The sequence below is a fragment of the Candidatus Brocadia sinica JPN1 genome, assembly GCF_000949635.1.
GTDB lineage: Bacteria > Planctomycetota > Brocadiia > Brocadiales > Brocadiaceae > Brocadia > Brocadia sinica.
Genome location: NZ_BAFN01000001.1, coordinates 2,399,087 through 2,425,544 on the forward strand (window position 1 = coordinate 2,399,087; position 26,458 = coordinate 2,425,544).

Consider the following 26,458-nt stretch of genomic DNA (forward strand, 5'->3'; position numbering starts at 1 on the left):
CATGTTATTACAGATTATGTTGTTTTTTGTAGGGCTTGGGGGACTCTATTTTGGGGCTGAATGGCTCGTCAGGGGAGCATCAAGATTTGCCCGTTCCTTCAATATCAAACCTGTGGTCATAGGACTCACGATAGTAGCTTTTGGCACGTCAACTCCGGAACTTGTTACTAGTGTAATGGCGGGTATTAAGCATTTAAGCGATATTGCCATGGGAAATATTATCGGAAGCAACATTGCCAACATAGGTCTTATATTGGGGCTATCGGCGCTCGTTCGACCCCTTAGTATCGATATGAAACTCCTCTATCGTGAAATGCCAATTGTAGTTGGCATCTCCTGGCTTTTATATTTTATGGGATGGGATGGCACGCTCAGCCGTATGGAAGGTGGTATACTTCTTGGCGGTATTTTGGCTTATACCTGTTATGTATATCGTGTAGCCCTGACGGAGTCTGCCTCTATTGAGCAGGAATATGAAGAGTTTGTTGGAACAGCATACGATAGCATCAAAAAGGATATATTCTTAATCGTAATTGGACTCACAGCGCTCATAGCCGGGGCCCACTTCCTGGTTCATTCAGCAATATATATCGCAAGGGTCGTAGGAATCAGTGAGCTTGTTATCGGGCTTACAGTTATTGCAGTGGGAACGTCTCTCCCTGAACTGGCTACTTCAATGATCGCTGCTGTCCGGAAGGAATCCGATATCAGTGTAGGTAACGTGCTGGGTAGCAATATCTTTAACATCCTTGCAGTTCTTGGCATTGCCGCCATAATTCAACCTTTGCAGGTTAATGCAGCTTCCCTGATCGTTGATATACCTGCTATGCTCCTGTTCTGCATATTTCTGATTCCACTGATTACGTGGAAGTTTGTGCTTACCCGTGGACAGGGGCTGCTTTTATTGATTGGGTACGGTATCTATGTACTTTGGTTATTTAAGTAATTCCAGGCTCGTTATGGCAACCCTTTCAGGCTTTATCTGTGTCATGCACCGGTGGTCCTTCGGACATACTTTCAAGTGACAGGCAAGACAATCTACTTCTGCCCGGATCACCTGCCCTATCTCCGCCGGGGTGCCGGTATAGCGTGGATCATTCGGTCCCATCAAGGTAACAACAGGCCTTTTAAAGGCAACAGCGATATGTCTCGGGCCTGAGTCAACGGTAATTAATAAAGCGCATTTTTTTATCAGCGCCTTAAGGACATCCAGAGATATGACCTGACTTGCTAAATTTATCAGTTTGACGTTAGCCGCACGCTCAATATCCAGGGCCAGCTTTGTTTCGTTGGGAGCACAGACTATGACTATATTACAATCAAATTGTTCCCTGATAAGTTCTGCCGTCCAGGCGAAACCTTCTGCAGTCCAGCATTTTGAAGAGCCATATGCCGCCCCGGGATTTAACAGGATGAGTGGGCGGCCATTGTTCAGGTGGTAGTTTTCGAAGATTTCAGCTACACGCCGCTGGCTTTCCTCAGTAATAAATAATTCTAAGTCTTTCGATTGCACTTCACAGCCAACCGCCGTACACAAACGCAGATAATAGTCCCCCATATAGGTTGGGAGGAAACGCCCTTTTTCAGACAACCGATTTACTCCATCGGTAAGCAGCCATGAACGGGCATCCCTTTTATATCCTATGCGCCGTTTCACGCCACCCAGCCAAAACATGAGTGCAGAGCTGAAGGAATTAGGAAATAGAAAACCAAGGTCGTATCCTTTAGCCCGCATTTGCTTTATGAGGGAAATACCGTGTAGACTTCTCAGGCGCTGGTTACCTGTCCCTGTATATTTTGAATGGGAATTTCGATCTAAAATAAGTACTTCGTCAAACCATGGAGCACCTTCGATAAGTTTCAGGACGTAGGATTTAAGGGCTATGGTGATTTCTGCATGGGGAAAGTTTTCCCTGATACAGCGGAAGGCCGGTGTGGCCATAACGACATCACCTACCCAATTGGGCGAACGGATAATGATTTTGCTTATATTTGTTGGTTTTTTCAATTGGACTCCATAGCGGAAAGATAAATATCAAAGTCCATTCCTGACAGGTGCAGGAACACCAGCTGAATTCTACTGGAATACTTCATAAATTGTCAAGGTGCGTGTTATTACCGAAGAGTCACCTTTCATGCTTTTTCTATTGACAGTGGCTTTTTTCACCAATATTATAAAATATCAGGTAACAGTTTACCGGGATCATCTGTCAGCTATCATGGCTTTCCTGATCCCTGCAAACGGTTACATTGAGCAATGAGAATATGTCCGCAACAACATTTGTATGTAAGTTAATTAAGACATCTATCATACTGACCAGATTATGCCGCTTTACGAAATTATTTCACTCATAGGCTTTATCCTCGGTACCATCCTGCATATAGTCCTTTCTATTCTTATTGTTCAGAGAAAACACAAAACGAGGAGTGAACTCATTTTTCTCTTTCTCGTTATCAGTGTGGCTCTGTGGCACTTTGGAAATACTATTTCTCTATCCAGTTTTATCCTGTTCGGCAGGAATATCCAATCCGTAGACCTTGTTGCTGATGCAATTTCTTATGGTGGGATAGGTTTCATGCCCAGCCTGCTGCTGCACACTGCGGTTTTGTTTTTTTTTGAAAGCAAACCTCGCATGAAAAAAGTTTTACAGCGGATCATTGTCACTGCCATTTATCTCCCGGTTATTCCCTTTTTGGTGGTTATAAAAAATTTCATTTTGTCAGAAGACACCCATTTGCTAATAACTGCAGCGCCTTACGTTAAGCCTTTTGTGGTGTGGCTGATAATCTCTTTGTTTATTGCGGCAAATATTTCCCGATGGCTTGCAAAAACGGTGGAAGAAAAAGAAGAGAGAAAGTTTCATCTGGCCATTTACTGGGTAGTGATTTCTATTGCTGCCTTTATTGGATTTACCGTGCTCCTGGAGGGAAATAAGATTGCCTACATTGGAGACTATCTTGTACTGGTTTCCATGCTCTCGTCAATCTTCCCGAGCATAATCTTCTCCTATTACGTCTACCGATATAATTACATGGAATTTGTGCTTCGGCGTAGCGTCTTTTATTCGTTCCTTACCCTTATCCTGATTTGTCTCTATTATTTCGGGATCAAAAAATTGACGAAATCCCTGGAACATCATTATTTTGTAAATTCCAAGATGCTGGAGTCTGTCTTTGTTATAAGCCTGGTGTTCTGGTTTCCAACACTTAAGGAAAGGATACAGAAGCTTTTCAGAAAACTGATATTCTATCGCACCGGCGACAGTGAATATTTATTAAATGAATTGAGCCACGTTATTAGCACTGATCCCCTCGTTAACTTCACGAAACTGCTCCAATATGTAGTTGACTCTATTAAGAAGGCCACTGCGATCAAATCTGCTAACCTCCTTCTTTTCAAGAGTGAACGCGTTCAAATTATTGGGGATAAAAAACATGAACCTATAACCCAGTTACATACACAGCATATAGTACGGTTCTTTGCAAACGGAGAATTTGTTGTACTAAACCGATATGAGGTAAAAGATGTTGCCATTATAAACGAAATGAGACTGCTGGATGCTGTTTTTATCTTCCCGATTTTTGTAAATCGTAAACTTACAGGCATTTTAACCCTTGGACGCGCAAGAAGAGGCCTGCCGATTGCTTCTGACAATCTCGACCAACTGATGATTATTGCCAATGAAATTGGTTCTGCGGTGGAAAAATCAAAAATTATCGAGGAGAAGCTTGCCCTGGAAAGGAAGATGTATGAAAATGAAAAACTGTCCAGCCTTGGTCGTCTCTCTACCAGCGTAGCGCATGAGGTAAAAAACCCACTGAGTTCAATAAAGGCCATTGTTCAGGTCATGCGGGAAGATATAAGGAAAAACGACCCTCTCCAGGAAGATCTCGCTATCATTGTTGATGAAATAGACCGGCTGACAAAGGTTGTTAATCAACTACTCCAATTTGCAAAACCAAGCAGCGAAATAAAAACCAGTGTCAGGATTAGCGATATCATTAATTCTACGCTGGTTGTGTTGAACCACGAGGGAAAACAGAATAAGATTACAACCTTTTGTCAGGTTCCCAATGACCTTCCGGAAATTATTGCCGATGAAGGGGCGTTAAAGGAGGTGTTTTTTAATTTACTTCATAATGCTATCCAGGCGATGCCATCCGGTGGGGAGATACATATTCATGCTCATTATCAGCCTGACAACCACATAATTCGGGTAACGATTGCCGATACCGGACCTGGCATACCACAAGAGTTTTTCCAAAAAATATTCGAGCCTTTTTATACTACGAAACAAACGGGAACAGGATTGGGGCTCTCCATTGTAAAAAAGAAACTGGAAGATATGGAAGCAACCATCCATGCCGAGAGCAACGGGAATGGCGCGTCATTTGTGATTAACTTTCCTTTAAATGAACCTATATTCATGCAGACCTAGGGCTATGATTAAACCGTCAGTATTAATTGTAGATGATGAAAAAGCTGCGCGTTACGGAATGAAGAAGATTCTTCAGAAAGATAACTACACGGTATATGAGGCAAAAGATGGTACCGATGCGCTACAAATTATAAAGAGTATGCATCCTGCATTGGTATTTTTAGACATCAACATGCCACAACTTGATGGTATGAAGACACTGGAAACGATCACCGATATGAAGAATCCGCCTCTTGTGGTTATTGTTACTGCTTATGGTTCCGAAAAGATCGCCGTTACAGCCATGAAAAAAGGTGCTTGCGATTATATTACAAAACCTTATGAAATTGACGAACTCCGGATTATCGCAAAAAATGCCTTCGAACGACTTGCATTACAGGAAGAAAACGCCAGGCTTCGGTTAGAAATCGGCCGACTGGAAGGTATGGGAGAACTCATTGGTCAAAGCGAGGGCATGAAGTATGTCTTTGACAAGATTGAAAAAGTTGTTACGACGGATGTTACGGTACTGATACAGGGTGAAAGCGGCAGCGGCAAAGAGCTTGTGGCCCGGGAAATTCATAAACGCAGTAAACGCAGGAACGAGCCTCTTATTGTTATGAATTGTGCAGCAGTGCCGGAGACGCTGATTGAAAGTGAACTCTTTGGACATGAAAAAGGGGCATTTACAGGTGCGGCAGAAAGGCGATTGGGTAAATTTGAGTTGGCCAATAAGGGAACAATATTTCTTGATGAAATCGGAGACATGAGCGTCAGCACACAGTCAAAACTCCTGCGTGTGTTACAGGAACAAAAGTTTGAACGTTTAGGTGGCGCCGAAACGCTCGCGGTGGACGTACGAATTATCAGCGCTACCCATCGTGACCTAGAAGAAGAAATTGAGGAAGGCAGGTTCCGTGAAGACCTGTACTACAGGATCAATGTGGTAACCATAAAACTCCCTCCCTTAAGAAACAGAAAGGAAGACATTCCTCTGCTGGTGAATAGATTTATTCAATATTTTTCCGAAAAACATCAAAAAAGTATTGTATCAATCTCCAATGAAGCGACAAAGCTTTTGGTATCGTATAATTGGCCAGGGAACGTTCGTCAGCTCAAGAATGTTATTGAGAGCGCCGTGGTACTTTCCAACAATGAAATTCTTGATACCACAGACCTGCCAGAAGAGGTAAGACATCCGGAAAACCATGCGGTAACGTTAAAAAATATTGATTATCGCCTTTCATTCCGTGATGCGAAGAAGATACTGATAGAAAATTTTGAACGTGATTTTATAAAAAAGAAACTGGAGGAGTTTTCGGGAAACATCAGCCGTACTGCTGAGGCGCTTGATATGCATCGTCAAAACCTCCAGCAAAAGATACGCGAACTCCGCATAAATAAAGAAAGGAATTAACATGCGTAAGCTCATTGTATCTCTGGTATGTTTGGTTTTAACGTTGTTTCAGCCAGACGCATTTTCTGCAGAAAAAGAGCAATCCAGCGATATTATTGCCACGGTAAACGGTAAAAATATAACGCAAGAGATGCTGGTTATTCGGCTCAAAAATTTTACAGACACAGCCCCTGAAACACTGAACGCTATCAGACAGGAAATCATTGATCAACTGATTACTGATATATTGCTGGAAGAATTCATTGATAAGCAGGGATTGATTGTTACCCCGGAAGAGATTGAAAGAGAGGTCGTTCAGATAAGAAACAACATCTCCGGCAGTCAGAAGAATGCATTCCAATCATTGGAACAAATTCTCGTATCCATAGGCTCTAATATAGACGAATTCAAAAAAAGTGTAAAATATTCTATTGCCCTCGAAAAATATTTTCGTAACAAGTTTGATGATAAGACCCTGAAGAACTATTTTAAAGAAAACAAGGACATCTTTGGTGGCGGTTCTGTCAAGGTTAGCCACATCCTCATCGACACGAGAAATATGAAAACTCAGGAAGAAATTTCGCATGCGCTGGAACAGATCAAAAATATCAAAAGTGAGATTGACCGGGGAGCCGCTTTTGATGAAATTGCAAAAAAGTATTCTAACTGCCCATCGGCTCAAAATGGAGGGAATTTAGGATTCATTCAAAGAAAGGGTAACTTTGCAAAGTCATTTTTAGACACTGCATTTTCATTAAAGGTAGATCAGGTAAGCGAACCAGTTCAGACCGAATATGGATATCATCTTATAAAAGTCACGGAAAAGAAAGAAGGTACGAATATTCAATTTGAGGACGTCAGGGAAAAAGTACGCATAGAAATGCTGGATGCAGAAATACTCAAGCTGCTTGATCGGCTTCGAAAAGAGGCCAAAATAGTGATGAACCACTAATCTTTATTGCTTTTCTTTGTAAATATAATCAGATATCTCCTTCGAAGTGGTAATTTTTTGTGCAAGTTCGTAGGTGAGATTTTGGATAGCATCGTCAACAGCAGGTCCAAATTTGGGGCCTGAGGTAATCCACCATTCTTGTTCAACCTGAGAAGTAACAACGTCTAAACTTTTGCCTTCCACCGCAACTACTGATTCCCAGATTTTATTCAATTTTGGGTCTAAAAATGATGCAGTGACCGAAAGATTGTGCCGCCCTATGGCTCTCCATACGGAAGGTTCAATATAAAGTTCAATTTCCGAATTTTTTAAATTAACTGATAAAATTCCATCCAATGCCTCTTTACTCTGTACATTATCTATTACTATCACCTGCTTGAATACCATTTTTGCCATTTCCTCGATCTTCGAAGAAAGAGGTTTGCCGATGGGAAAAACAAAATTTGGAAAGACATACGTTGGTGTACCTGCCTCATATTGTTTCAGCGATGCTTCTTGGACGTAATTACGTAAATGGGGTTCGATGTAAAGGCCCATGGTAACGGGCAATGGAGTTATTTGGGAAACCCGTTTGTCAAGTTTTGGCGAGACTCTCACTGGCGGTCTTTCCCCGCTTAAGCACCCCGCAAAGAAGACACAAGAGAGCAAAATGAGCCAAAATTTGTATGGTACAGGTTTCAAGAGATGCATAGAATGACCTGAAAACCCCACTTTATTTAAACTGATATTTTCTTTCTACAAATCTATACGTTACCAACGATATACTAAACATGAGGCCTTTGTCAATATTCTTTTTTTCTCTTCCACTTCATTGGAACATCGCCGCTTTCCCTACCGATTAGCACAACCCCTTTCACTTTTTTTTGTTTATTGTAAATAGGATATGTCTTCAAAAGAAGAGGGGTACTGGTTTTGGGGCTTAGGATCTCACTGGTCATTATTGATCCAGTCTTCAATGTTTGCCATGTTGGGCAATTTTTACAAGCCAATGCAAATTTATGTTCGGTAAAAAAACATTTTTTCCCAATAGGGTATCCCGTAAAATAGTACTTGGCTGCTTTGTTTATTTTGATTAAGTTAAACTCCGCATCGAATACAATTATGGGATCTGTTATTGCATCAAAAATGAGATCGACTCCGCCCCATTTTTTATCATACCTTCTTGCACGATTTGTATGTCCTTTGCCGGCATTCGTGCGAATTTGCGATGGGGTGTTCATATGTGGCGAACCAGATTTTGGATGAGTTTTCTTGTAAACAAACTTTACGCTCTCTTCTAAAACAATTTTAACTTGCTTCTCTGTCATTCTCTAATTAGCCTGATCCAACGAGTCGGAAGAACAATGAAGGACGAGATTTTAGCCTTGCGTTTATTGCAGGAAAACAAACCGAAAGGTTTGCCCTACATCGTACCGGCAAAAATATCTTTCCGGAAAATACCACATTTCGAGAAGTAGCAATTAACATACCGTAAAATATATTAGAGCCCACGTCCTGTAATTAATGTGTGCACAAGTATTGAAAAAAGTACTATATAAGTAAATAATGCGTTAAATAATAATTTGTTTTATACGGAGCGGTGGTATTACAAAATGGCAGGTTTTTGGTGGTTATCAGCCAATACTGATCGTAGGTAATCGGGCTGAACTTCCCTATGGCATTGAAAATACCTGTTTTGGAAGCCTTATGCTTAATACAGGACACGGTGCCTTTTGTATGACCCTTTCAGCAACACTCCCAATCAATATGTGTTCCAGGCCGGTCCTGCCATGTGTGCCCATAACGATTAAATCTATCCGCTTCTCTTTGGCAGTCTTCATTATCTCCATAAATGGAATACCCTTTTCCACGATGGATTCGGCGTGAATAGTTGCCCGTATATCGTGAGGTATCAAATTAAGAAGTTTCACCCTGAGACTCTCTATCTGTTCACCATCCAATAGTAAGTCAATTTGCTTCATTATATCTCCAATATCGCTTATGTGGGTTTCTATAACGTGTATTAAACATAATGAAGCATGTTCTTTGACTGAGAGATCAATTGCATAGCTTAATGCATATAAAGAACATTCTGAAAAATCAATAGGACAAAGTATTTTCTTTAATTTAATCATTTCATGAATAAAAAAGGCAGTTGTTAAGAGAGATAACTAACAACTGCCTTTAAGATATAAAATTGGTTAAAAACTTCGGCACGTTACTTAAATAATTAGTGATGCCCGCTTGGATGAAGCGCTGCAGCACCCAAGTCCAATGAAATGAACCGAATGTCTTTTTCCTCAAGATTGACACTGGTATGAGCACTTGCACCACCATGTTCGTGTACTGAAATTTCGTACATCCCTGGTTTCAACTCGAATACACAGGTGCCATTCTTGCCGGTTGTACACGTGTTGTCGCCTACCTTAATTTCTGCTCCTTCAATTGGTGTACCAATGGCAATTGCGGTAACCCATAATTTTGCAGGTTTAACCTGATACGCGTGAGCACTTGTCATTCCAATTCCTGCGATCATTGCTACACCCACAAACCCTGCAAGTATCTTCTTAAACATAACCCCCAATCTCCTTTCTTGTATTGATTTGATATTAAAGTCTTCTATAAATACCGTAATGCATATTCTCAATCAAGTAATGTTCCCCTTTATGTTCCACCCCCTTTCACCACACGAATTTATTATCCTTTAGCTAATAAATACCGATTCATTATACATGTTAAAATTTCTTCGTCAAGATATATATTTGTAAGGTTTTGTTCCTAGTCCAATGCCTGTCTGCATAGGTCTCTCAACTGGCAAGTTAACCAAAACGGAAGGGCTATTTTTCTCTCAATTGACTCATTTTCACAATAAGTTCTCCTTCGTTATCCTTAAATCCTTTACCGTATAAACCAAGGATGTCATCGTTCATGGTGAGATATAAAAATTCACCATCTTCACTTGGAAGGATATGAATGGATCCGGAAGTACCCATCGTGAACATCCTGCCACAATCACCAATTCTACCCACAAGCATACCAATAGGCTGGCCCGGATATATATAACCTTTCAGTGCCTCGACTGGAATACCATCGCCACTATGCCCATCCGGAAATATCTGTGGATTAAAACTCCACAAATCATTTTCTGCTACTTTCCAATTCAAAGTTGTATTTTCCTGTGCCACGATGTCCGTCATTTCCCATGCTACGTTCGCATGGACTATTACCGTCTCAGCCCTTATTGCAGAAAATGCTGCTACTATAGTGCTCGTGGTGAATAAAGCGCAAATAAGCGCCTTCCATTTTAACTGCATCGGCAATATCCATAACCGAAAAGCTTACAGGAATAAAGACAAAATGGAAATGCAATTTGTACCGCTGTATTCCCATGGTTTACCATCTCTGGTTTCATTTTAATTCCTTGATTACAAACATTCCCTTTGGTGGATTCATCAAGACCGCCTTAACTCTTTCATGCCAAAGTTCTCCAAATTCTTTTATCTCTGCATCAGTTCCCTTGCCCGTTACCGCCAATGGCATCAAATCACCCATTCTGGGATTTGCAGGAAGCATATAATTGCTGTAAGAAATTTCGATTTTTTTGTTATTGTCCATCCTTTCAAATACCACAGTGCACACAGCGTCTTCTTCTGCATTCTCCGTTTCAGCAAAAGACAGCAGATTTTGCCTGTTATATCGACCTCCACCTAACCCCTTAAAACCACTTTCACCTGCGGCGCCGGTAATCAAGGTGACAACTTGTGATATCGGGCCATTTACTTTGTAGTCAACACCTCCCTTAAATGTTACCCTGATTTGCCCACGTACCGGAGTTTCATTACCGTATAAACTTTTCAGAGCCAGTTGGGTTAGTTTATATGCGCCGGAAACCGCCGGACATGAATGGCCGGCAAATTTTACCGCATCCGTATAAGTAAAAACGAAGGCTTCGTTTTTATCCATAGCGCCCAGTGCAATGGCAAGCTGGTCTTTGATTTTGATCGGTTCTACAGCATCAAAAAAAGATTTATTGAATTTTGTTTGTTCCATTGATATCTATTTCTCCTCATAGAAAAATTCGTTTTGCTGGTTACAATCCACTAACACGACAAGGGGCAAACCGCTGTTTGTTTGGCATACATCGCCTTGATCGGGCTAATCTTCGAGTGTAGAAATATCACCTGTGGGCAACCCCAGGTCTCTAGCCTTCAGGAGCCGGCGCATAATCTTACCACTGCGGGTTTTTGGCAAATTGGCGCAAAATTCGATTTCTCTTGGGTACGCATGCGCTGCCAGACGATGTTTTATAAATATTTTTATTTCCTCTTCTAATTCCTTTGAATTCCGAAAACCTTCCCGCAACACCACAAATGCCTTGATAATCTCTCCCCTTTCTGCATCTGGTTTACCAATCACACCTGCCTCTGCTATGGCCCTATGTTCGAGTAAAGCGCTTTCTACCTCGAACGGGCCTACTCTATGGCCTGATGTATTGATTACATCATCGGCCCTTCCTACGAACCAGAAATAGCCATCCTCGTCCTTAAAGGCCGTATCGCCAGTAGTGTACCAGCCATCGATGGAGAAATATTCTCTAAACCGTTTCTCATCTCCCCACACCGCCCTGAGCATCGATGGCCAGCCTGGTTTTAATGCCAAAAGGCCATGCTGTCCTGCAGGTAATTCATTGCCTTTGCCATCAACAATAGCTGCCTTAGTGCCCGGAAACGGCTTGCCCATAGAACCCGGTTTTATCGGTAAACACGGATAATTTGCAATCATAATGGAACCCGTTTCCGTCTGCCACCAGGTATCGTGAATTGGTAAACCGTAAACTTTTAGGCCCCACCGAATTACCTCAGGATTAAGGGGCTCTCCTACACTGCAAATATACCTCAAACTGCTCAAATCATAGTTTTTTACAAGATCATCACCAGCCTTCATCAGCATCCGCAAGGCCGTAGGAGCGGTATACCATACGGTAATTTTATACGTTTGAATAATCTCATACCACTTTGCGGCATCAAAACGACCGTCAAAAACATAAGAAGAGATGCCGTTCAGCCACGGCCCCCATAACCCATACACTGTTCCCGTTACCCAACCGGGGTCTGCCGTACACCAGTAAACATCGTCGTCCCTCAAGTCCAGTACCCACTTGGTGGTAATATAATGCGAAATCATATCATTATGAACATGGGTTATCCCCTTGGATTTTCCTGTTGTGCCCGATGTATACAGGATATAAAAAGGATCTTCCAATTCCATCCATTCCATTTCAAACTTATCGGGGGCATCTTTCATCAATGTGGTATAACACACGTCTCTCTCGTCTAGCTCATGTTCTTCCTTGTTATTGACTAATACGATACGCTCCAACCTTGGTAATTCCCAAAGTACCGTATCGACTCGCTCTTTCAGTTCAGGTGTGGTGATCAATACTTTGGCCTCGCTATTCTGTAAACGGTCACGAACGGCGTCAGGACCAAATGCTGAAAACATTGGCCCGGCAACGGCGCCAAGTTTCGCAATAGCTATCAGACTAACATAGAGTTCCGGTAAACGAGGCAGGAATATGAAGACCCGGTCGCCTTTTTTTACACCGATCGAACGAAGCATATTTGCACACTTATCAGAGAGGTTTTTTAACTCCAGGAATGTATACTTCAGGCAGGTGCCATCGGGCCCCTCCCAGTATAATGCCACCTTATTTTTTCGCCAGGTCTGGGCATGCTTATCAATGGACTCGTAGGCAATGTTTATTTTATTCGTGGGATTATCAGTTAATGATAATTCTTTCTTAACAGTTTCCCACGAAAATTCTTTATAGATCTTTTCATAGTCCACAAGACCAGCTACTACAGGTTTTTTGCTAATTATTTCTCCGTTTTTCATAGATAATTCCCTCAGGCTGCAGGAATTTTGGTTAAAGAGATCATAATCTTATATCACTTATGTTTATAAGTCAATGAGAAAGGTTTTGGCAATGGATTAAGCTGGTTATGAATCATCTGTCTGAATTAACAACCAGTATCATTCTCATTGAATTTGAGAATAAATGACGTTAAAATGACCAATGTGACCACTATATAAAGGAGCAATCGTAATGTTAAAAAAGGGTGTTAAGGAAATAAGGGATCATTTTACGCGGTATCTAAAGAGGGTAAAGCAGGACGAAGAAATTGTGGTTACGGAAAGGGGTAAACCAGTGGCGCTGCTCGTCCCAATACCTGAAGCAACTGGTTTTCAGGAAAAATGAGAATTGGCTGCCATGAAGGGCATTATCCGACTTCCCCAAAAGGAGGGGAAGATACCTATTTATAAAAAGATCAAGCTACCCGGAAAGTCTCTTACAGAGATCGTTTTGGAGGATAAGGAATTGTTTGGGGTAATTGGAGTGGGTATATAAAAATTTGAATTTGTAATTTTTATCATGAATCTAAAATTTAACGATCATTTACTTCCTACACTTCCCATCATGGAAGACCTCCCGTTGGATAAGATTGTTGGGATTACATCAACCATTCCCATTGAAATCGTCTTTGCCGCCGGGTATATACCCATAGATCTGAATAATATTTTTATCTGCGACAGGTATGCTTACAGAATGGTTGAAGACGCCGAATCCTCCGGCCTTCCAAGAAATACCTGTGCCTGGATTAAGGGTATCTATTCGGCTGTCAGAAAATACCACATAAAAAAAATCGTTAGTGTAATCCAGGGTGATTGTAGTAATAACCAGGCACTCATGGAGATATTCCAGTCAGAGGGTATTGAAACCGTCCCTTTTGCCTATCCACATAGTAAAACAGATAAGAGATTTTTGCATGATCAGTTGATGATGCTTGCTGATAATCTGGGAGTAGATTATACAAAGGCAGAAGAGATGAAACAACGTCTGGATGCAATTCGGGCAAAAGTGCATGAAATTGATAGAATCACCTGGGTAGAGAATACAGTAACGGGCGAGGAAAACCACATCTGGACGGTATCCACCAGTGACCTGATGGGGGATTATACCGTCTTTGAGGAACGCGCCATAAGGTTTTTAAAATTGGTGCAGGAGCGTGAACCCGCTCAACATAACCTTCGTATTGGTGTTATTGGTATACCACCGATATGTGAAGACCTCTATCCTTTCCTTTCCTCCATTGGGGCACACGTCGTATTTAACGAGATTCAAAGACAGTTCAGCATGCCATATCCCACAAAAACCCTGGTTGAGCAGTACAGTCAATATACCTATCCTTATGATATTTTTTCGCGTTTGGAGGATATGCAGGAAGCAATTAAGGAAAGGAATATCAAGGGGTTCATTCATTACGTCCAGAGCTTCTGTCATCGGCATATCCATGACAGCATTATTAGGAAACACGTCCAATTGCCGATTCTCACCCTGGATTGCGACCGCCCCGGACCGTTGGATGGGGCCATGAAGACCCGCATCGAGGCATTTGTTGAGATGCTGAAATACCACGAATCGGAAACTCCTGTTGAATCAGGGAGGCGTTGAAATAATCCTGGAATCACTCTTCCGGAATCAATACACTTGCTAACGTATGGTTAATCAGCACTCGCGCGGCAAGCATCCAAGTCAGATTCTGATTGTGACCAAATAGTTATGAAATAACTTCTAATTTCTCTGTTTTTTCGTCAAGTAATCGCATGACTTCCTGGATCGTATCCACCTCAGTTTCTTCAAAGTATACTTCTCCGCATTGGGTGCACACACATACAGGGACCGCATCCAGCATCAGATGGTAACCTTTCCGATCGATATGAAAAGGTGTACTTCCACGCTTCATTTCTCCTTGACAATAGATGCACTTCATAATTCTTTCCTCTTTCTAAAACCCGTATGCCATTGGCGCAGGTCTGGCAGATAGGCCGTTATGATCGCCAAGTAGTCTTCTTTTGGAGAGCAAACGACATGAATCGCTCTACCCGTTTTGTCCACGTTTTTTCTACTTTGCAGTTAACCTGCGAGCAACAAGCGATGGTAAGGAGCGAGTCAAATCGAGGCGTGGTAAAAGAAATGTTCACAACCTGGCATAAAGAAAACCTGGCAATACCCTCAACAGCCAACCAACAAGAAACCACCGCTTTGTGATATAGGCATGTTTTGCCTTCCTTTGAATTATTCCATAAATCTGTCGTGCAGCTTTTTGCGGTGGAGCTACCCAAAAGAGTCCTTCACCTTTGGCCATCGCGGTATCAACAAAGCCAGCCTTTATATCAGTTACGGTAAGGGGAAGACCCGCCTTTAAAGCTCTGATCCTGAGACCTTCCAGGTAGTTTGAGATAAATGACTTTGAGGCATTGTAGGCCGGAGCTTCTCCGCTGCCACGGATTGCAGCTACAGAGGATATGCCAACCAAATGTCCCCGACCAACCTGCTCGAAATGACGGTATGCAATGTTCGCCATGGCTACAAAGCCAGAGACATTGACGTCAATCGTCTTTTTCTCATCCAGCCACTTAAGATCAGAATTAATGAACCCGATGCCAGCGGAAATGATAATGAGATCAACACCTCCCATCTCCTCAATCAAATCCTTGAGGAGATCCATTGCTTTCAGATTATCAGAAACATCGACCTGCTTTGAAAAAGCGGGGTTGAAAAGATGGGTCTTCAGTTCTTCCAGAAGATAAAGGCGCCTTCCAATAAGGCCAACCATATAGCCATTCTGGGAAAGAAATATCGCAAGTTCCTTGCCTATTCCTGAGCTTGCCCCAATCACAATGGCTTTTTTCATAAGAACTGCATCCCCGTGTGTTCCGAAGCTTTTATCTTTGCATTAGATTTCTCAGTTATTACATACTTTTCCATCATTCGGGATATCTCGCATCCAGTATATACCCTAAATTAAGCAAAATTCTATGTCTTTTAGGTGATATAATCAATCTTTTTTTGCTATAAAACTAAATTGCAGTATACTATAAAACCGTTTCTCACATCAAGCGGTATCCCGTAAATTATGGCAAAGCATTGGACAGAACAATATACGTGATACTACTTTTAAAAAATGAGATGTTTCGGTGAGTTCTCTCGCCGAAACAAAAAGCAGACGATTAATTTTTGTTTATAAACTGACAAGTTCTTATTAGAATACTGAAGCTGCCTTACACTATACTTTATGAATCAGACCTTGCGAAATCTATTGTAAGAGGTTTTTAATTTAGCCCTTCGGCAATTTTTCAGAAAGTTAACGTAGAGCGCGTGCCACTTTGCTCTGTATGAAATCCTTTGTATAATGAGGCCTTTCATTTCCATGAATTATCCAAAAGGAGACGTGATGAAGCATACAAAACATAATCGGTATCACAGAAGATGTCTGTTTCCTCTGTTTGCTGGTGTATTATTGTCCTGTCTTGTTTTGATTATCAGTAGAGGGGATGTCTTGGCTGAAGGAAAAGCAACGTCAAAGAATATAACCAAGACTGAGAAAAAATCTATTGATAGGCCGTGGACCTGTCACGAAAATGCCGTAAATAGCGTTGTCTTCAGTCCGGATGCCAAGATGTTGGCCTCGGGCAATGATAATGGGATTGTGATATGGGATTTGATGAGTATGAAATCCGCCGGTAACCCTCTTATTGGCCATAGTGGGGTGGTGTGGAGCGTTGCCTTCAGTCCCGATGGGAAAACGCTGGCGTCGGGTGGTGCAGATGGTACCGTTATCCTGTGGGATATGGCGAGTATGAAGTCCAAAGGTGAGCCGATGACTGGACATGAAGGATGGGTGGAAGGTGTCTCATTCAGCCCGGACGGTAAAATATTGGCCTCATGTGGTGCTGATGGACTCATTATGTTATGGGATATCGCGGGCATGAAAGCAATCGGTGAGCCTTGCATGGGGCACAGCGAACCGGTGGAAAGCATAGCCTTCAGCCCGAATGGTAAGATGTTGGCTTCATGCGGAGTGGATGGAAACGTTATTCTGTGGGATATTGCGAACATGAAACAAATTGACGAACCGCTTACAGGTCATACGATGTGGGTGGAAAGCGTTGCCTTTAGCCCAAATGGCACGTTGCTGGCGTCAGGCAGTGATGACGGAACGATTATCTTGTGGGACGTGGCAGGAAGAAAGCCCATTGATAAACCCTTGACAGGCCATAAGGGAGCAGTGGAGAGCGTTGTATTCAGTCCGGATGGTAAGATGCTGGCCTCATGCAGTATGGACAAGTCCGTTATCCTGTGGAATATAGCAGACAGAAGGCCTATCGGTGAAGCTTTAACTGGGCATACAGAATCAGTGCAGAGCGTTGCCTTTAGCCATGATGGCACGTTAGTAGCATCGGGCAGTGAGGATGGAACCATTATTCTCTGGGATGTGGCAAGTCAGAAGCCAATCGGTATACCCCTGACTATCAGCAAAGAGGATTAAAGGCAAAATTAATACAAATGGATGCTGGAGTTTTATTCATAGTTTCCGATAAAGCTTATCCGAATTTGCTGAATATTTGCCGGAAGTTCCTGTAATTTTTGTAACCAATGGCCCGAACTGCTATCCCCAAAGGTAAATCCATCAAGGTCACGAGAATAAACGAGTCCACCCAGGGCATCGTAACCGAGGACTTCGATGCGAAGTACCAATAACGCGAAAGTGATCTCTCCTGACCTGACATTCCGCCATACCTTTAAAGAAAGGCGACTGGAGTTATCTTTAGTGTTAAATGCTACACGGGCTTTTGCTGTTCCACCTCCAAAAAATTTGTCAAATAGATCGGCTTTCACGTTTTCTATTTCAGGCAAAATCCATAAACCAGAAAACTGAAATTTCAACACTTACAGGCTTATTCCTTAGCAAGCATTGATACAATGGCCTTTTTGCAATCCATGAGGTTGGAGAGAGTCAGGCCGAAGATGCGTTGTCCAAAATTAGGAACCCATGCCCTCAGAGATAGCCGGCAATGTCGTTTCCCACCTTCTGGCGCATGGGATGGATAAATTGCCACGTCGTATCCCGAGGCCTCCCGACAGATATCTTCATGTTCTCGTTGCCAGACTTGCTCATTAACCTCCAAATCCAGTCCAAACCTGATAAAGTGCTCACCCAGCGGTGCCTCACAATATAATTTATCCTCCTCTGGATTATCCCGGAATTGTATAAGAAACACCCCGTTCCAATTTCCATCAAAGGGAAAGTCCTCTGATTCCAGTTTAAAGTCGTGTTTGGCGCAGGCAAAATCCAGTATCTGATTTCTGATGGCCTCTAAATCTGATCTATCTGGTTTTCTTTTTTCCTTCATACAGTTTCCATCCTTTCTCTCATAAATTTGTAAACTTCCCTTTATTTCTACAAAAAGTATGTGTTTTTGTCCATAGAGTAGTTATAATATTTTGGTCTTTGAGTATTGAGCAAAATTTCATAGGCTGAATCATTGTGTAAATTGGGGGTAGAAGGAGCGTATGAAAATTCAATTTGTTGGTGCTGCCAGGACTGTTACCGGGTCATGTTGTCATATCCGGACGAAAGATGCCAATATCCTTGTGGATTGTGGCGCCTTCCAGGGTACCAGGAAGAACGAAAAAAGGAATGTTACACCCTTTCCATTCAAGGCGTCAGAGGTTCAATATCTTTTATTAACCCATGCCCATCTGGACCATTCAGGTCTCATTCCAAAACTTGTCAAAGGCGGCTTTCAAGGCAAGATCTTTACTACAAAAGCAACGGTGGATTTATGCGGTGTTCTGTTGCTTGATTCCGCACACATACAGGAACGTGATGCGGAATGGGAAAATAAGAGACGAATCAGGGCAGGAAAATCCCTGATTAAGCCCGTGTATACCATCCAGGAAGCTGTCGATAGTATTGCCTATTTCCAAGGGGTCAACTACAACGAAACAATAGACCTGGGTAACGGGATTACAGTCAGGTTTCGGGATGCCGGTCACATCTTGGGTTCCGCTATAGTTGAATTATGGGTAACAGAAGATGACAGGGGGAAAAAACTCATTTTCTCCGGTGATATTGGCCAGAAGAATTTACCCTTAGTCAAAGACTTTACTCCTATTGAAGAAGGAGATTTTGTCTTTATGGAGTCTACGTATGGCAACCGAAAACATAAAGGTGTGAATGAAACCATTGATGAATTTGCCAGGGCTGTAACAGAATCCTTAAAAAGGGGCGGCAATGTAATCATTCCTTCCTTTGCTGTAGGCCGGACACAAGATATTCTTTATATCCTGAACCAGTTGTCCAGGGAAGGGAAATTAAACAAACTTAAGGTCTTTGTAGATAGTCCTATGGCGCAGCAGGCTACGCGTATTACCGTAAAACATCCCGAGTGTTTGGATAAAGAGACCTTAGCGCTTATAAAAGAGGAGAATTTTTTCAAAAATACCTCCATTGTGAAGTTTACAGAGTCCATGGCCGACTCTATGGAAATCAATAAGATTAAGAGTGGGGCTGTCATCATATCCGCAAGCGGGATGTGCGAGGCCGGTCGCATTCGTCATCATCTGAAGCATAACCTGTGGCGTCCGGAATGCAGCATCATTTTTGTTGGATTCCAGGCACAGGGCACGTTAGGTCGCATGATCGTGGACGGGGCTAAAAAGGTAAGGATCTTTGGCGAAGAAATTGCCGTGAAGTCCAGGATTTATACCATCGGTGGTCTTTCGGCTCATGCCGATCGGGACGAACTCCTTGACTGGCTCAGTAAATTCAAAAGGAAACCACAGCGTGTTTTTGTAATGCACGGTGAAGAGGATACCTCCATTGGCTTTGCCGAAACCATTCGAAACCAGTTAAACCTTGATGCCTATGTACCCAGCAGTTTGGAAGAGATAGAGATGCTATAAATGCAGAGACGTGTTCAAATTTTTAATCCTTGGTCTTTAATTTTGCAGGGAGCTTCGTAGTCTGAAATGAAGTACTTGGTGTAGGTGTGTCTTACGCGCCAAAGCAATTATTTATTTACCAAAATCCGTACTATCTTTCACACCCATTCCATCTCCGCCCCAATCTGGCGGATAAAGCCCGTTTTTCACATACCGGTGAAACGCCGAATACGGCCAATCCAGCGTTTTCCCAAACATGACCATGCTTTGCCGGATTCCCGGAGATGTGTAGTCAGTATGCCGTCTTTTGTTTTTGCTCTGCGATATTCTGGCATCACCCTTTACGTTCCTTATGGATTGGTGCGTGGAACGGACCCTACTCTTTCTTGTACATTGCAGTCTCGACATTATGAATCAGTTTCCGGCTCATTTCTCTGATTTCATCAGGACTATAAGGAATTGCATTCGTTTCAAAATGAGAAAGGGTTCTGTCAAAAAGGGTGATCAATGTATTGTTTAATACATCCAATGAGGCTGAATTAGTACCCGCATTAAGTGTATCAAGTTTACAAATGAAGGTATTTGGGAGTTGGGATAAGGTAGTTCTGCAAATATTGGTAATAACCTCTGAGAATGCCTCGACCTTTTGGTCTCTTATCGTATAGGGAGCTTCGTAGCCTGTAAATGAAGCCGCGGTAGATCTGTCTGTTCCGCCAACAATCAATTGATAGTCTGACGTTCCTTCGAAGAGGGTCTGCCGGTGATAGAGCAGGTGGGCAGTTACGGCGGGGGTAGTCATGATACCCATTTCTTTCAGGAATTCAAAATTGTTCCGTACGCTTTCCATCGTGGAATTTGGTTCAAACATAATAAAACCGAAGGTGGGTTCAATTCCGTACTCTCGTAACAATTGAATAGCCTTTTTGTTTTCATCAACGGTCGCATGTTTTTTGAATCGCTTCAATGACGCAGGGTCTCCACTCTCCAAACCCAGGAATACATTGGTAAGACCGGCCATCACAAGCCTGGAAAGGGAGTATTCTTCAATATCGTTTGCACGGCACTCAAAACCGAAGTTAATGTCCAGATTGTTGGCAAGGATGAGTTCTGCCAGGGTAATTGTCCGTTCCTTTCCGGGTTTTCCAGGTCCAAAGAAATTGGCATCTGAAAAATAAAAATTCGTTATGGAGTATTCTGTGTATAATTTGAAGATCTCGTCAAAGATATTTTTTGCGCTTCTGCCTCGCCATTGGTTTGTTTGTCCATAAAAGGGATTTAAATAACAAAAGGTGCAATTCCCATAACATCCGCGACTTCCCTGTATGTACGTGACAATTCCCTTTTTCTGATAAAGGTTCATATCCTGCCGGGCAGGGTAAGGAAGTTTGTCCAAATCCTGGACAGGAGGACGCTGATGAAATATGACCTTTCCATTCCTATTCCTGATGGCCAGTCCCGGGATATTCACTTCAACTGAAATATTCTTTTCCGATAAGATGCGCCGCGCAAGATCAAGGATCGTAAATTCTGGTTCGCCAACAGTCACAGAGTCAATAAATGGAAAATCCATAAGGATTTTTTTATAAGCAAAGGTGGGATAATATCCGTAGAGATTGATATATGCGGTTAACCCATCCGATTTGAGAATTGAAAGCATGTCAAAGATTTCCTGTGTCTTTTCCCACAGATACACTGCATGAACACACAAGAGCCGAAAAGATTTTTTTGAAAGGCGCGTAATTGTTTGCCCTATCGACCAATCATAGAGATGGGCATTGATAATTTCGACCGATATCTTGTTTTCTCGTAATATTGAGGCAATATAATCGGTGAATAGACAGGCTGAGAGGGGTGCATTGACTACGTCTTCAAACCGTTTCGGGTTTTTGGGGCGTGGAGGTTCGAGTAATACGATTGACAAAGCAACATATCCTTTGAAGATTTACAATAATTCTTTCGCTCATGAATTTAATAAATACTAATTCACTATAATAATTCAACGGACTGTTTTAAAGAAAAATATTGTGATAATCTAAGAGCAACTCAAGGGGGATGTTAACCATGGAGTGAACAAAGTGAATCTTTACTGAAATACCGTATGGCTTAGAAAGGTGCATGGTATTCGTGTATATAGGTGACAATTGGTGTTTGGAGGTAACGCCTTTCTGCTTTACAAGCTTGTCCTTATAGGTTCTTAGTTGCGCATTGATTTTTCATAATTTCTTAAAATTTGACGCTAGACTTTTGTTAGAAATAAGTATTTCTTTCTCAAGTTTCTTCTTTATCCGTCATTTTAGACTTACCTGGAAATGGCATCCCCTGTAATGCTGTTTTTCCAGTTTTTTAGGCTGCCTTTCGCAACTTCTTTTCCTCGTTTTATCTGCCTTTGGCTGGTTTCCGTTCAAACACTAAGTATACCTTTGCAAGCAGACGTTTATTCGGGATCGGGACGCTCTGTGCACGGTTTGTCGCCAGGTCCGGACAGCGGGGCCTTGGCTCCCCCCTTCGATTCTCCTTCAATAAGTGCTTCTATGCTAGAGTATGGATATATTGTTGGCGCATTATTTATCATCAAGCCGCCGGTATCTGCAGAAGGACCATAGGTGCTGTAAATTTCGCGTCCCAGCATACGTAGCATCACCGTCAATTGCCCGCGATGATGCGCTGAATGGGCTATTCTTCTGGTCATGATCCAGGCTCTCGATCGTTTCATGTCAAAAAATGGCACTATCTTTTCCCACCAGACCTTGTCCGTCCTTTGTAAGGCTGCAAGTCGCTTCCCAGAATCCTCGGCATAGCGCTTTATGAATTCCAAACGGATTTCCTGCTTTGGTAAAGGTGGGGCGCCAACATCGATTTCCAGCATGTTGCGAAACCAAAGATTCTCACTCACGCACTGATGTACCATATGCTCAAGGGCATTTCTTCCCCGCCTGTCGTTGGGACGTGGACGCACACGCATATCCTCGTCTTTCAACATACTCCAGACGCTGAGTGTCTTCATTCGTTCAGTCTCATAGGTATCGATTAAAAACTGGTATTCCATAAAAGTGCCTCCTTATTTATCACAGATAAATAGAGAAACTCAATGCACCGTATCCTCCTAAGGTATATACCCACATATCACAATATGTCGGTCACTTGCTACTTTTACTGATAAATTGTTTAGTTTCGCTTCTTTCAGTTGTTCAAGGACTTCCCTCTCTTCAAAAGCAGCCAGGAGCGAGTTGTAAAAATCCCGTTTAAGCACCTCTGGTTCATTGGCTACATGTGTTTCTACCAGTACACGAGCCTCATCGATGGTTTTTGGCCTTTTTAAATCCATAATGAATACAGGCGCACCTGAAATGGTATATCGTTGAATCACCTGATAAAGCACCTGGGGATTGGGAAGGTGATGGAGCAGGCTATTACTGATAATGATATCATATTTTATACGCGGGAGAACAGCTTCCGGTAACCTTCCATGAATGAGTTCTACACGATCCTGAATATCATGGGCCTCTCTGAGAATCCCCTTCCCGTAATGGATCATGGCCTCTGAACCATCAATACCATGGACAATGCATCTTGGATAGGCACGGGCAAAACGCATGGCTATGTCCCCATAACCACAACCCAAATCAAGAACATAACCATTTATTCCCTTGTGACCAACCATATCCTGAAATAAGGCGATAAATCTGCTGTGGGCATCCTCAAAATCCGCTTCGGCATAAGCACATACTTGCCCCTCTTCTTCCATCAGTTCTGATTCGAGTATCCTTTCCATGAAACAACTCTCTTACTTTGTAAAAAAACCTCTTTCTTTATTGGCCCTGAACTTGATTCAGGTTGAATTTGTTAAAAACAACAATGATGTTTTTGTTATGAAATAACAACAACTCTTGCGTTGGGGCTACACCACGCTAAGAAACGTCCACAAACAGCTTCCCTTCTTCAACTATCACCTTATAAGTCTTGAGGGTCTTTTCTTTGCGAACATTATACCTATCAAAAAGTCCATAACCTAGCTATTATTTTGGGGGAAATTCTTTTGAGTATGCAGATTGGTGTAGTATACAGGAATAGCGTGTGACGGGATGACGCCACGTTATGGCGTTATACTTACCAACGTGAACCCAGTAGTACGTGTGCATACAGTAATTTAGACAATGCGTACTTTAAATTTTAATTTGTCATTTTGTATTTTGATTTTTTATCGTTGATATTTCAAATCTTTCTTTGCGACTTTGCGGTTATAGATTCACACTTATAAGATTACCATATTATCCCGGTGAATGACCTCATCATATAACTTATAACCAAGCACTTTGGCAATATGAGAGGTACTGCATCCTTTAATCTTCTCAATCTCTGCGGAAGAATAATTGGTTAGGCCGCGCGCCACAATCACACCATTTCCCTTTCCACAAATTGAAATAATATCCCCTTTATTAAAGGTACCCTCCACAGACACAATACCTGAGGCAAGTAAACTCTTTCCCTTATCTCTCAAGGCATGCATGGCACCATCGTCAATGTAAATCTTCCCTTTTGGTTTTATGGTGTAGCCTATCCACCGCTTGCGGCTTGCCAGCTTTTCTTCCTTTGGTAAAAACAATGTACCAACGTCCTCACCCTGCACAATCTTTTTTAATATACCGTTTGTTCTCCCGTTGGCAATAATGACGGCTTCTCCTGCATTTGTCACCACAGCTGCAGCCTCTAACTTGGTCTGCATGCCCCCCACGCCTCTTTTGGTTTTTAAATCAAATGCCAATTGCCTTATTTCATCAGAGACATTCTCTACCATAGGGATAACCGCTGCCTTACCCTTCCCCGTTGGATACTTATCATACAGACCATCAACGGAAGAAAGGATAATCAGTAACTCTGCATTCAGGAGGTTCGTTACCAGCGCAGAAAGCGCATCATTATCACCGAACTTGATTTCATCCACGGAAATCGTATCGTTTTCGTTCACCACGGGGATGGCATTGAGTTGAAAGAGTGCATGTATCGTATTGCAGGTATTCAGGTATCTTTGTCGTTCCTCAAAGTCCTCGCGGGTAAGAAGTATCTGCGCAGCATGGTAACCGTGTATTTTAAAACAATCATCATACATACTGATTAATTTGCTTTGACCTACTGCTGCAACCGCCTGCAGATCGGGCAACGTAGCGGGTCTTTTCTCAATTCCAAGCTCCCCCATTCCAGAACCAATAGCCCCTGAACTCACAACGACAACATGGTACCCCATCTTGTTTAATTCTACGGCCTGTCCGGCCAGGTTCTTTATCTGTTCTTTATCCAGATACCCATCATCGGTTGTCAGAACGCCGGTACCTATCTTAACAACGATCTTTTTAACCTTAGAGAGAATTTGATTCCGAATATCTTCTTTGTATTTCATAAAGCAGCAAGGCCTCAACTAAATCCCTCCTATCGTTCGACTGAGCTCACGACGAAGTCAAGGGGGGGCGAAGGGGGGTGTAAAAAACTTGCTAAAAAAGAAAGATTTTATACAGTAATACTATAAACATGATGCCGTCCCATTTCACCGGTTCTCGGGTCTTTGGATAAGCCCTTTGCAGGAAACACATATTGCCATCCCCCTCCCATAGATAAGCTTCGCCATCCGTTAAAAATCACCCGAAAGGGCGTCAATGACTTTCATGGTATCTTCTTTTGTCATAACCGAAGGTCTTGAACTCATTCGGTTTATCGCTCATCGTTTTCTATTGACTAAAACAAATTAAGTCATTATAGTAAGAAAAATTTTATATAGAGTCAAGGAACATTGCGATATACAGAATTTTTCTGCATACTTAAATTGTTGGGCGATAACTTAATGTATGGATGAGAATAATCTCTTTGCGTTTGTCTTGATGCCGTTCGATTCCAGATTCGACGACATCTACAGGTTCGGTATCAAAGAACCTGCGGGACAGATGGGCATTCTTGCTGAACGTGTGGACGAATAGATCTATAGTGAGGGAATACTCGACCGTATATACCGGCAAATAGAACTCGCCGACATTATTATTGCGGACATGACCGGGCAAAATCCAAACGTGTTTTATGAAGTGGGATACGCTCACGCAAAAGAAAAACTATCGCTAATTCCCAATTCCGGTCCCAATTCCAATTCCGGGGACACCATATTTAATTATTGACACTGTTTTTAAAATAGTTAAGATGTGGCTATGTCCAGGATTGCTCGTGTAGTAAAGCGCCAGAAGTACCACATCATATTACTCAGTGAGGAAATCGGCGTTTGCAGACATTTTTCTGCAATGAAGATTATGCGGCATACATAGACTTGATGGCCAGTGGTGTACGCGCTGGGCCGTTAAAGTATGGGCATATTGCCTGATGCCAGATCATGTACACCTGATTACGGTTCCGCCTTCTGAGAAGGCACTTAGTCAGTCGATTGGCGAAGCGCATCGACGCTACATGCGTCGCGTGAACTTCCGGGAAGGTTGGAGAGGACACCCGTGGCAAGGCGTTTTGCCTCTTTTCCCATCGATAAAACCCATCTGTAATTGGCCGCACGCTATGTTGAACCGAATCCTGTGAGAGCAAAGTTAGTTAAGAAACCACAGGGATACCGATGGAGCAGTGCACACGCACACATTTCTGGGCGAGACGATCGGCTTGTGCATTAGTTTCGTCGCTTGAGATGTTTGCAGTTTTATAGCTCGGCTTGAAAACATCCTTGGGAGAATACTCCATAAACAGAAACCTGGCCCAAAGGGGCATCAAAAAAAATAGGAATCTCCAAAATTAAGTATAGTGTCTCCTGAATAATCTTTAGAAATTTCTCCGTTGCGGTTCTCCTTTATCGGCTATGTTTCCTGTGGTGAGGATTCCACTTAAAAAAATCAAATATGCCCTATTGGAGGACGGCTTTAAATCTCTGATTGCGGCGTAGCCGC

Annotated in this window: 28 protein-coding genes; 10 read left to right on the top strand and 18 right to left on the bottom strand. The window is 42.4% G+C overall.

Annotation, left to right across the window (positions count from 1 at the left end; translation table 11 throughout):
• Position 1 precedes the first annotated feature (1 nt).
• Positions 2-946, top strand: a complete 945-nt coding sequence (locus BROSI_RS10870; RefSeq protein WP_052563826.1) for a calcium/sodium antiporter — start codon at positions 2-4, stop codon at positions 944-946.
• Here the strand turns inward: BROSI_RS10870 and waaF are convergent.
• Positions 935-2,008 (bottom strand): lipopolysaccharide heptosyltransferase II, encoded by a 1,074-nt coding sequence (waaF, locus tag BROSI_RS10875; protein ID WP_052563827.1) that lies wholly within the window; start codon positions 2,006-2,008, stop codon positions 935-937. The genes BROSI_RS10870 and waaF overlap by 12 nt on opposite strands.
• Before the next feature lie 316 nt (positions 2,009-2,324).
• Here waaF and BROSI_RS10880 point away from each other — a divergent pair, with 316 nt between their 5' ends.
• Genes BROSI_RS10880 through BROSI_RS10890 form a run of 3 tightly spaced genes read left to right on the top strand, consistent with a single transcriptional unit; the run spans position 2,325 to position 6,766 of the window.
• Entirely contained in the window at positions 2,325-4,439 is a 2,115-nt protein-coding gene (locus BROSI_RS10880) for an ATP-binding protein (protein WP_052563828.1), read from the top strand.
• Between the two features lie 4 nt (positions 4,440-4,443).
• Positions 4,444-5,835: a sigma-54-dependent transcriptional regulator gene (locus BROSI_RS10885; protein WP_052563829.1), complete on the top strand. Its 1,392-nt coding sequence runs from the start codon at positions 4,444-4,446 to the stop codon at positions 5,833-5,835.
• A 1-nt stretch (position 5,836) separates the two neighbouring features.
• Positions 5,837-6,766 (top strand): peptidylprolyl isomerase, encoded by a 930-nt coding sequence (locus tag BROSI_RS10890; protein ID WP_052563830.1) that lies wholly within the window; start codon positions 5,837-5,839, stop codon positions 6,764-6,766.
• Between the two features lie 3 nt (positions 6,767-6,769).
• Here the strand turns inward: BROSI_RS10890 and BROSI_RS10895 are convergent, their stop codons facing one another.
• The 7 genes from BROSI_RS10895 to acsA all read right to left on the bottom strand — a co-directional run bounded on the left by BROSI_RS10895 (position 6,770) and on the right by acsA (position 12,640).
• A complete protein-coding gene (locus BROSI_RS10895) occupies positions 6,770-7,363 on the bottom strand; it encodes a hypothetical protein (protein ID WP_157842487.1) in 594 nt (197 codons plus the stop codon).
• 185 nt (positions 7,364-7,548) lie between these two features.
• On the bottom strand, positions 7,549-8,073 hold the full coding sequence (locus BROSI_RS10900) for a transcriptional regulator (protein WP_052563832.1): 525 nt from the start codon (positions 8,071-8,073) through the stop codon (positions 7,549-7,551).
• Positions 8,074-8,418: 345 nt separating this feature from the next.
• Positions 8,419-8,880 (bottom strand): universal stress protein, encoded by a 462-nt coding sequence (locus tag BROSI_RS10905; protein ID WP_052563833.1) that lies wholly within the window; start codon positions 8,878-8,880, stop codon positions 8,419-8,421.
• 95 nt (positions 8,881-8,975) lie between these two features.
• Positions 8,976-9,320, bottom strand: coding sequence for a hypothetical protein (locus BROSI_RS10910; RefSeq protein ID WP_052563834.1), 345 nt, complete (start codon positions 9,318-9,320; stop codon positions 8,976-8,978).
• 262 nt (positions 9,321-9,582) lie between these two features.
• Positions 9,583-10,059: a hypothetical protein gene (locus tag BROSI_RS10915; protein ID WP_052563835.1), complete on the bottom strand. Its 477-nt coding sequence runs from the start codon at positions 10,057-10,059 to the stop codon at positions 9,583-9,585.
• Positions 10,060-10,153: 94 nt separating this feature from the next.
• Entirely contained in the window at positions 10,154-10,795 is a 642-nt protein-coding gene (locus tag BROSI_RS10920) for a hypothetical protein (protein WP_052563836.1), read from the bottom strand.
• Between the two features lie 105 nt (positions 10,796-10,900).
• Positions 10,901-12,640 (bottom strand): acetate--CoA ligase, encoded by a 1,740-nt coding sequence (gene acsA, locus BROSI_RS10925; protein ID WP_052563837.1) that lies wholly within the window; start codon positions 12,638-12,640, stop codon positions 10,901-10,903.
• Positions 12,641-12,851: 211 nt separating this feature from the next.
• Here acsA and BROSI_RS19140 point away from each other — a divergent pair, with 211 nt between their 5' ends.
• From BROSI_RS19140 to BROSI_RS10930, 3 genes are read left to right on the top strand one after another with little or no spacing between them, the layout of a single operon-like run.
• Complete coding sequence (locus BROSI_RS19140) at positions 12,852-13,004, top strand: type II toxin-antitoxin system Phd/YefM family antitoxin (protein WP_082059174.1); 153 nt, start codon at positions 12,852-12,854, stop codon at positions 13,002-13,004.
• A gap of 3 nt (positions 13,005-13,007) precedes the next feature.
• Positions 13,008-13,154, top strand: coding sequence for a hypothetical protein (locus BROSI_RS19870; RefSeq protein ID WP_162183238.1), 147 nt, complete (start codon positions 13,008-13,010; stop codon positions 13,152-13,154).
• A 24-nt stretch (positions 13,155-13,178) separates the two neighbouring features.
• Positions 13,179-14,258, top strand: coding sequence for a 2-hydroxyacyl-CoA dehydratase family protein (locus BROSI_RS10930; RefSeq protein WP_102046797.1), 1,080 nt, complete (start codon positions 13,179-13,181; stop codon positions 14,256-14,258).
• A 106-nt stretch (positions 14,259-14,364) separates the two neighbouring features.
• Here the strand turns inward: BROSI_RS10930 and BROSI_RS10935 are convergent, their stop codons facing one another.
• Both BROSI_RS10935 and BROSI_RS10940 read right to left on the bottom strand, forming a co-directional pair.
• Complete coding sequence (locus BROSI_RS10935; RefSeq protein WP_052563838.1) at positions 14,365-14,577, bottom strand: YgiT-type zinc finger protein; 213 nt, start codon at positions 14,575-14,577, stop codon at positions 14,365-14,367.
• 207 nt (positions 14,578-14,784) lie between these two features.
• Entirely contained in the window at positions 14,785-15,501 is a 717-nt protein-coding gene (locus BROSI_RS10940) for an SDR family NAD(P)-dependent oxidoreductase (protein ID WP_052563839.1), read from the bottom strand.
• Between the two features lie 540 nt (positions 15,502-16,041).
• Here BROSI_RS10940 and BROSI_RS10945 point away from each other — a divergent pair.
• The gene (locus BROSI_RS10945; RefSeq protein ID WP_052563840.1) at positions 16,042-17,136 is read left to right on the top strand and encodes a WD40 repeat domain-containing protein; all 1,095 of its coding nucleotides are present in this window, start codon (positions 16,042-16,044) and stop codon (positions 17,134-17,136) included.
• A gap of 32 nt (positions 17,137-17,168) precedes the next feature.
• On the opposite strand, the gene BROSI_RS10950 is transcribed toward BROSI_RS10945, so the two are convergent.
• Together BROSI_RS10950 and BROSI_RS10955 are read right to left on the bottom strand one after the other, a co-directional pair.
• Positions 17,169-17,537: a hypothetical protein gene (locus tag BROSI_RS10950; RefSeq protein WP_052563841.1), complete on the bottom strand. Its 369-nt coding sequence runs from the start codon at positions 17,535-17,537 to the stop codon at positions 17,169-17,171.
• A gap of 8 nt (positions 17,538-17,545) precedes the next feature.
• Positions 17,546-18,001 carry a hypothetical protein gene (locus tag BROSI_RS10955; RefSeq protein WP_052563842.1) on the bottom strand — a complete coding sequence of 152 codons (456 nt, stop codon included), beginning with the start codon at positions 17,999-18,001 and terminating at the stop codon, positions 17,546-17,548.
• 160 nt (positions 18,002-18,161) lie between these two features.
• Between BROSI_RS10955 and BROSI_RS10960 the strand changes: the two genes are divergently transcribed.
• On the top strand, positions 18,162-19,556 hold the full coding sequence (locus BROSI_RS10960) for an MBL fold metallo-hydrolase RNA specificity domain-containing protein (protein WP_052563843.1): 1,395 nt from the start codon (positions 18,162-18,164) through the stop codon (positions 19,554-19,556).
• 111 nt (positions 19,557-19,667) lie between these two features.
• On the opposite strand, the gene BROSI_RS20495 is transcribed toward BROSI_RS10960, so the two are convergent.
• The 6 genes from BROSI_RS20495 to BROSI_RS19875 all read right to left on the bottom strand — a co-directional run bounded on the left by BROSI_RS20495 (position 19,668) and on the right by BROSI_RS19875 (position 25,618).
• On the bottom strand, positions 19,668-19,943 hold the full coding sequence (locus BROSI_RS20495; protein ID WP_052563844.1) for a hypothetical protein: 276 nt from the start codon (positions 19,941-19,943) through the stop codon (positions 19,668-19,670).
• A complete protein-coding gene (locus BROSI_RS10970; RefSeq protein WP_052563845.1) occupies positions 19,912-21,456 on the bottom strand; it encodes a B12-binding domain-containing radical SAM protein in 1,545 nt (514 codons plus the stop codon). The genes BROSI_RS20495 and BROSI_RS10970 overlap by 32 nt, the downstream gene beginning before the upstream one ends.
• Positions 21,457-21,969: 513 nt before the next feature.
• Positions 21,970-22,581, bottom strand: coding sequence for a DinB family protein (locus BROSI_RS10975; protein WP_052563846.1), 612 nt, complete (start codon positions 22,579-22,581; stop codon positions 21,970-21,972).
• Positions 22,582-22,638: 57 nt separating this feature from the next.
• Positions 22,639-23,307: a class I SAM-dependent methyltransferase gene (locus BROSI_RS10980; protein WP_052563847.1), complete on the bottom strand. Its 669-nt coding sequence runs from the start codon at positions 23,305-23,307 to the stop codon at positions 22,639-22,641.
• 480 nt (positions 23,308-23,787) lie between these two features.
• Complete coding sequence (proB, locus tag BROSI_RS10985; RefSeq protein WP_052563848.1) at positions 23,788-24,930, bottom strand: glutamate 5-kinase; 1,143 nt, start codon at positions 24,928-24,930, stop codon at positions 23,788-23,790.
• 415 nt (positions 24,931-25,345) lie between these two features.
• Positions 25,346-25,618, bottom strand: coding sequence for a hypothetical protein (locus BROSI_RS19875; protein WP_162183239.1), 273 nt, complete (start codon positions 25,616-25,618; stop codon positions 25,346-25,348).
• 274 nt (positions 25,619-25,892) lie between these two features.
• Between BROSI_RS19875 and BROSI_RS21390 the strand changes: the two genes are divergently transcribed.
• A complete protein-coding gene (locus BROSI_RS21390; protein WP_200891812.1) occupies positions 25,893-26,099 on the top strand; it encodes a hypothetical protein in 207 nt (68 codons plus the stop codon).
• Positions 26,100-26,458 lie beyond the last annotated feature (359 nt).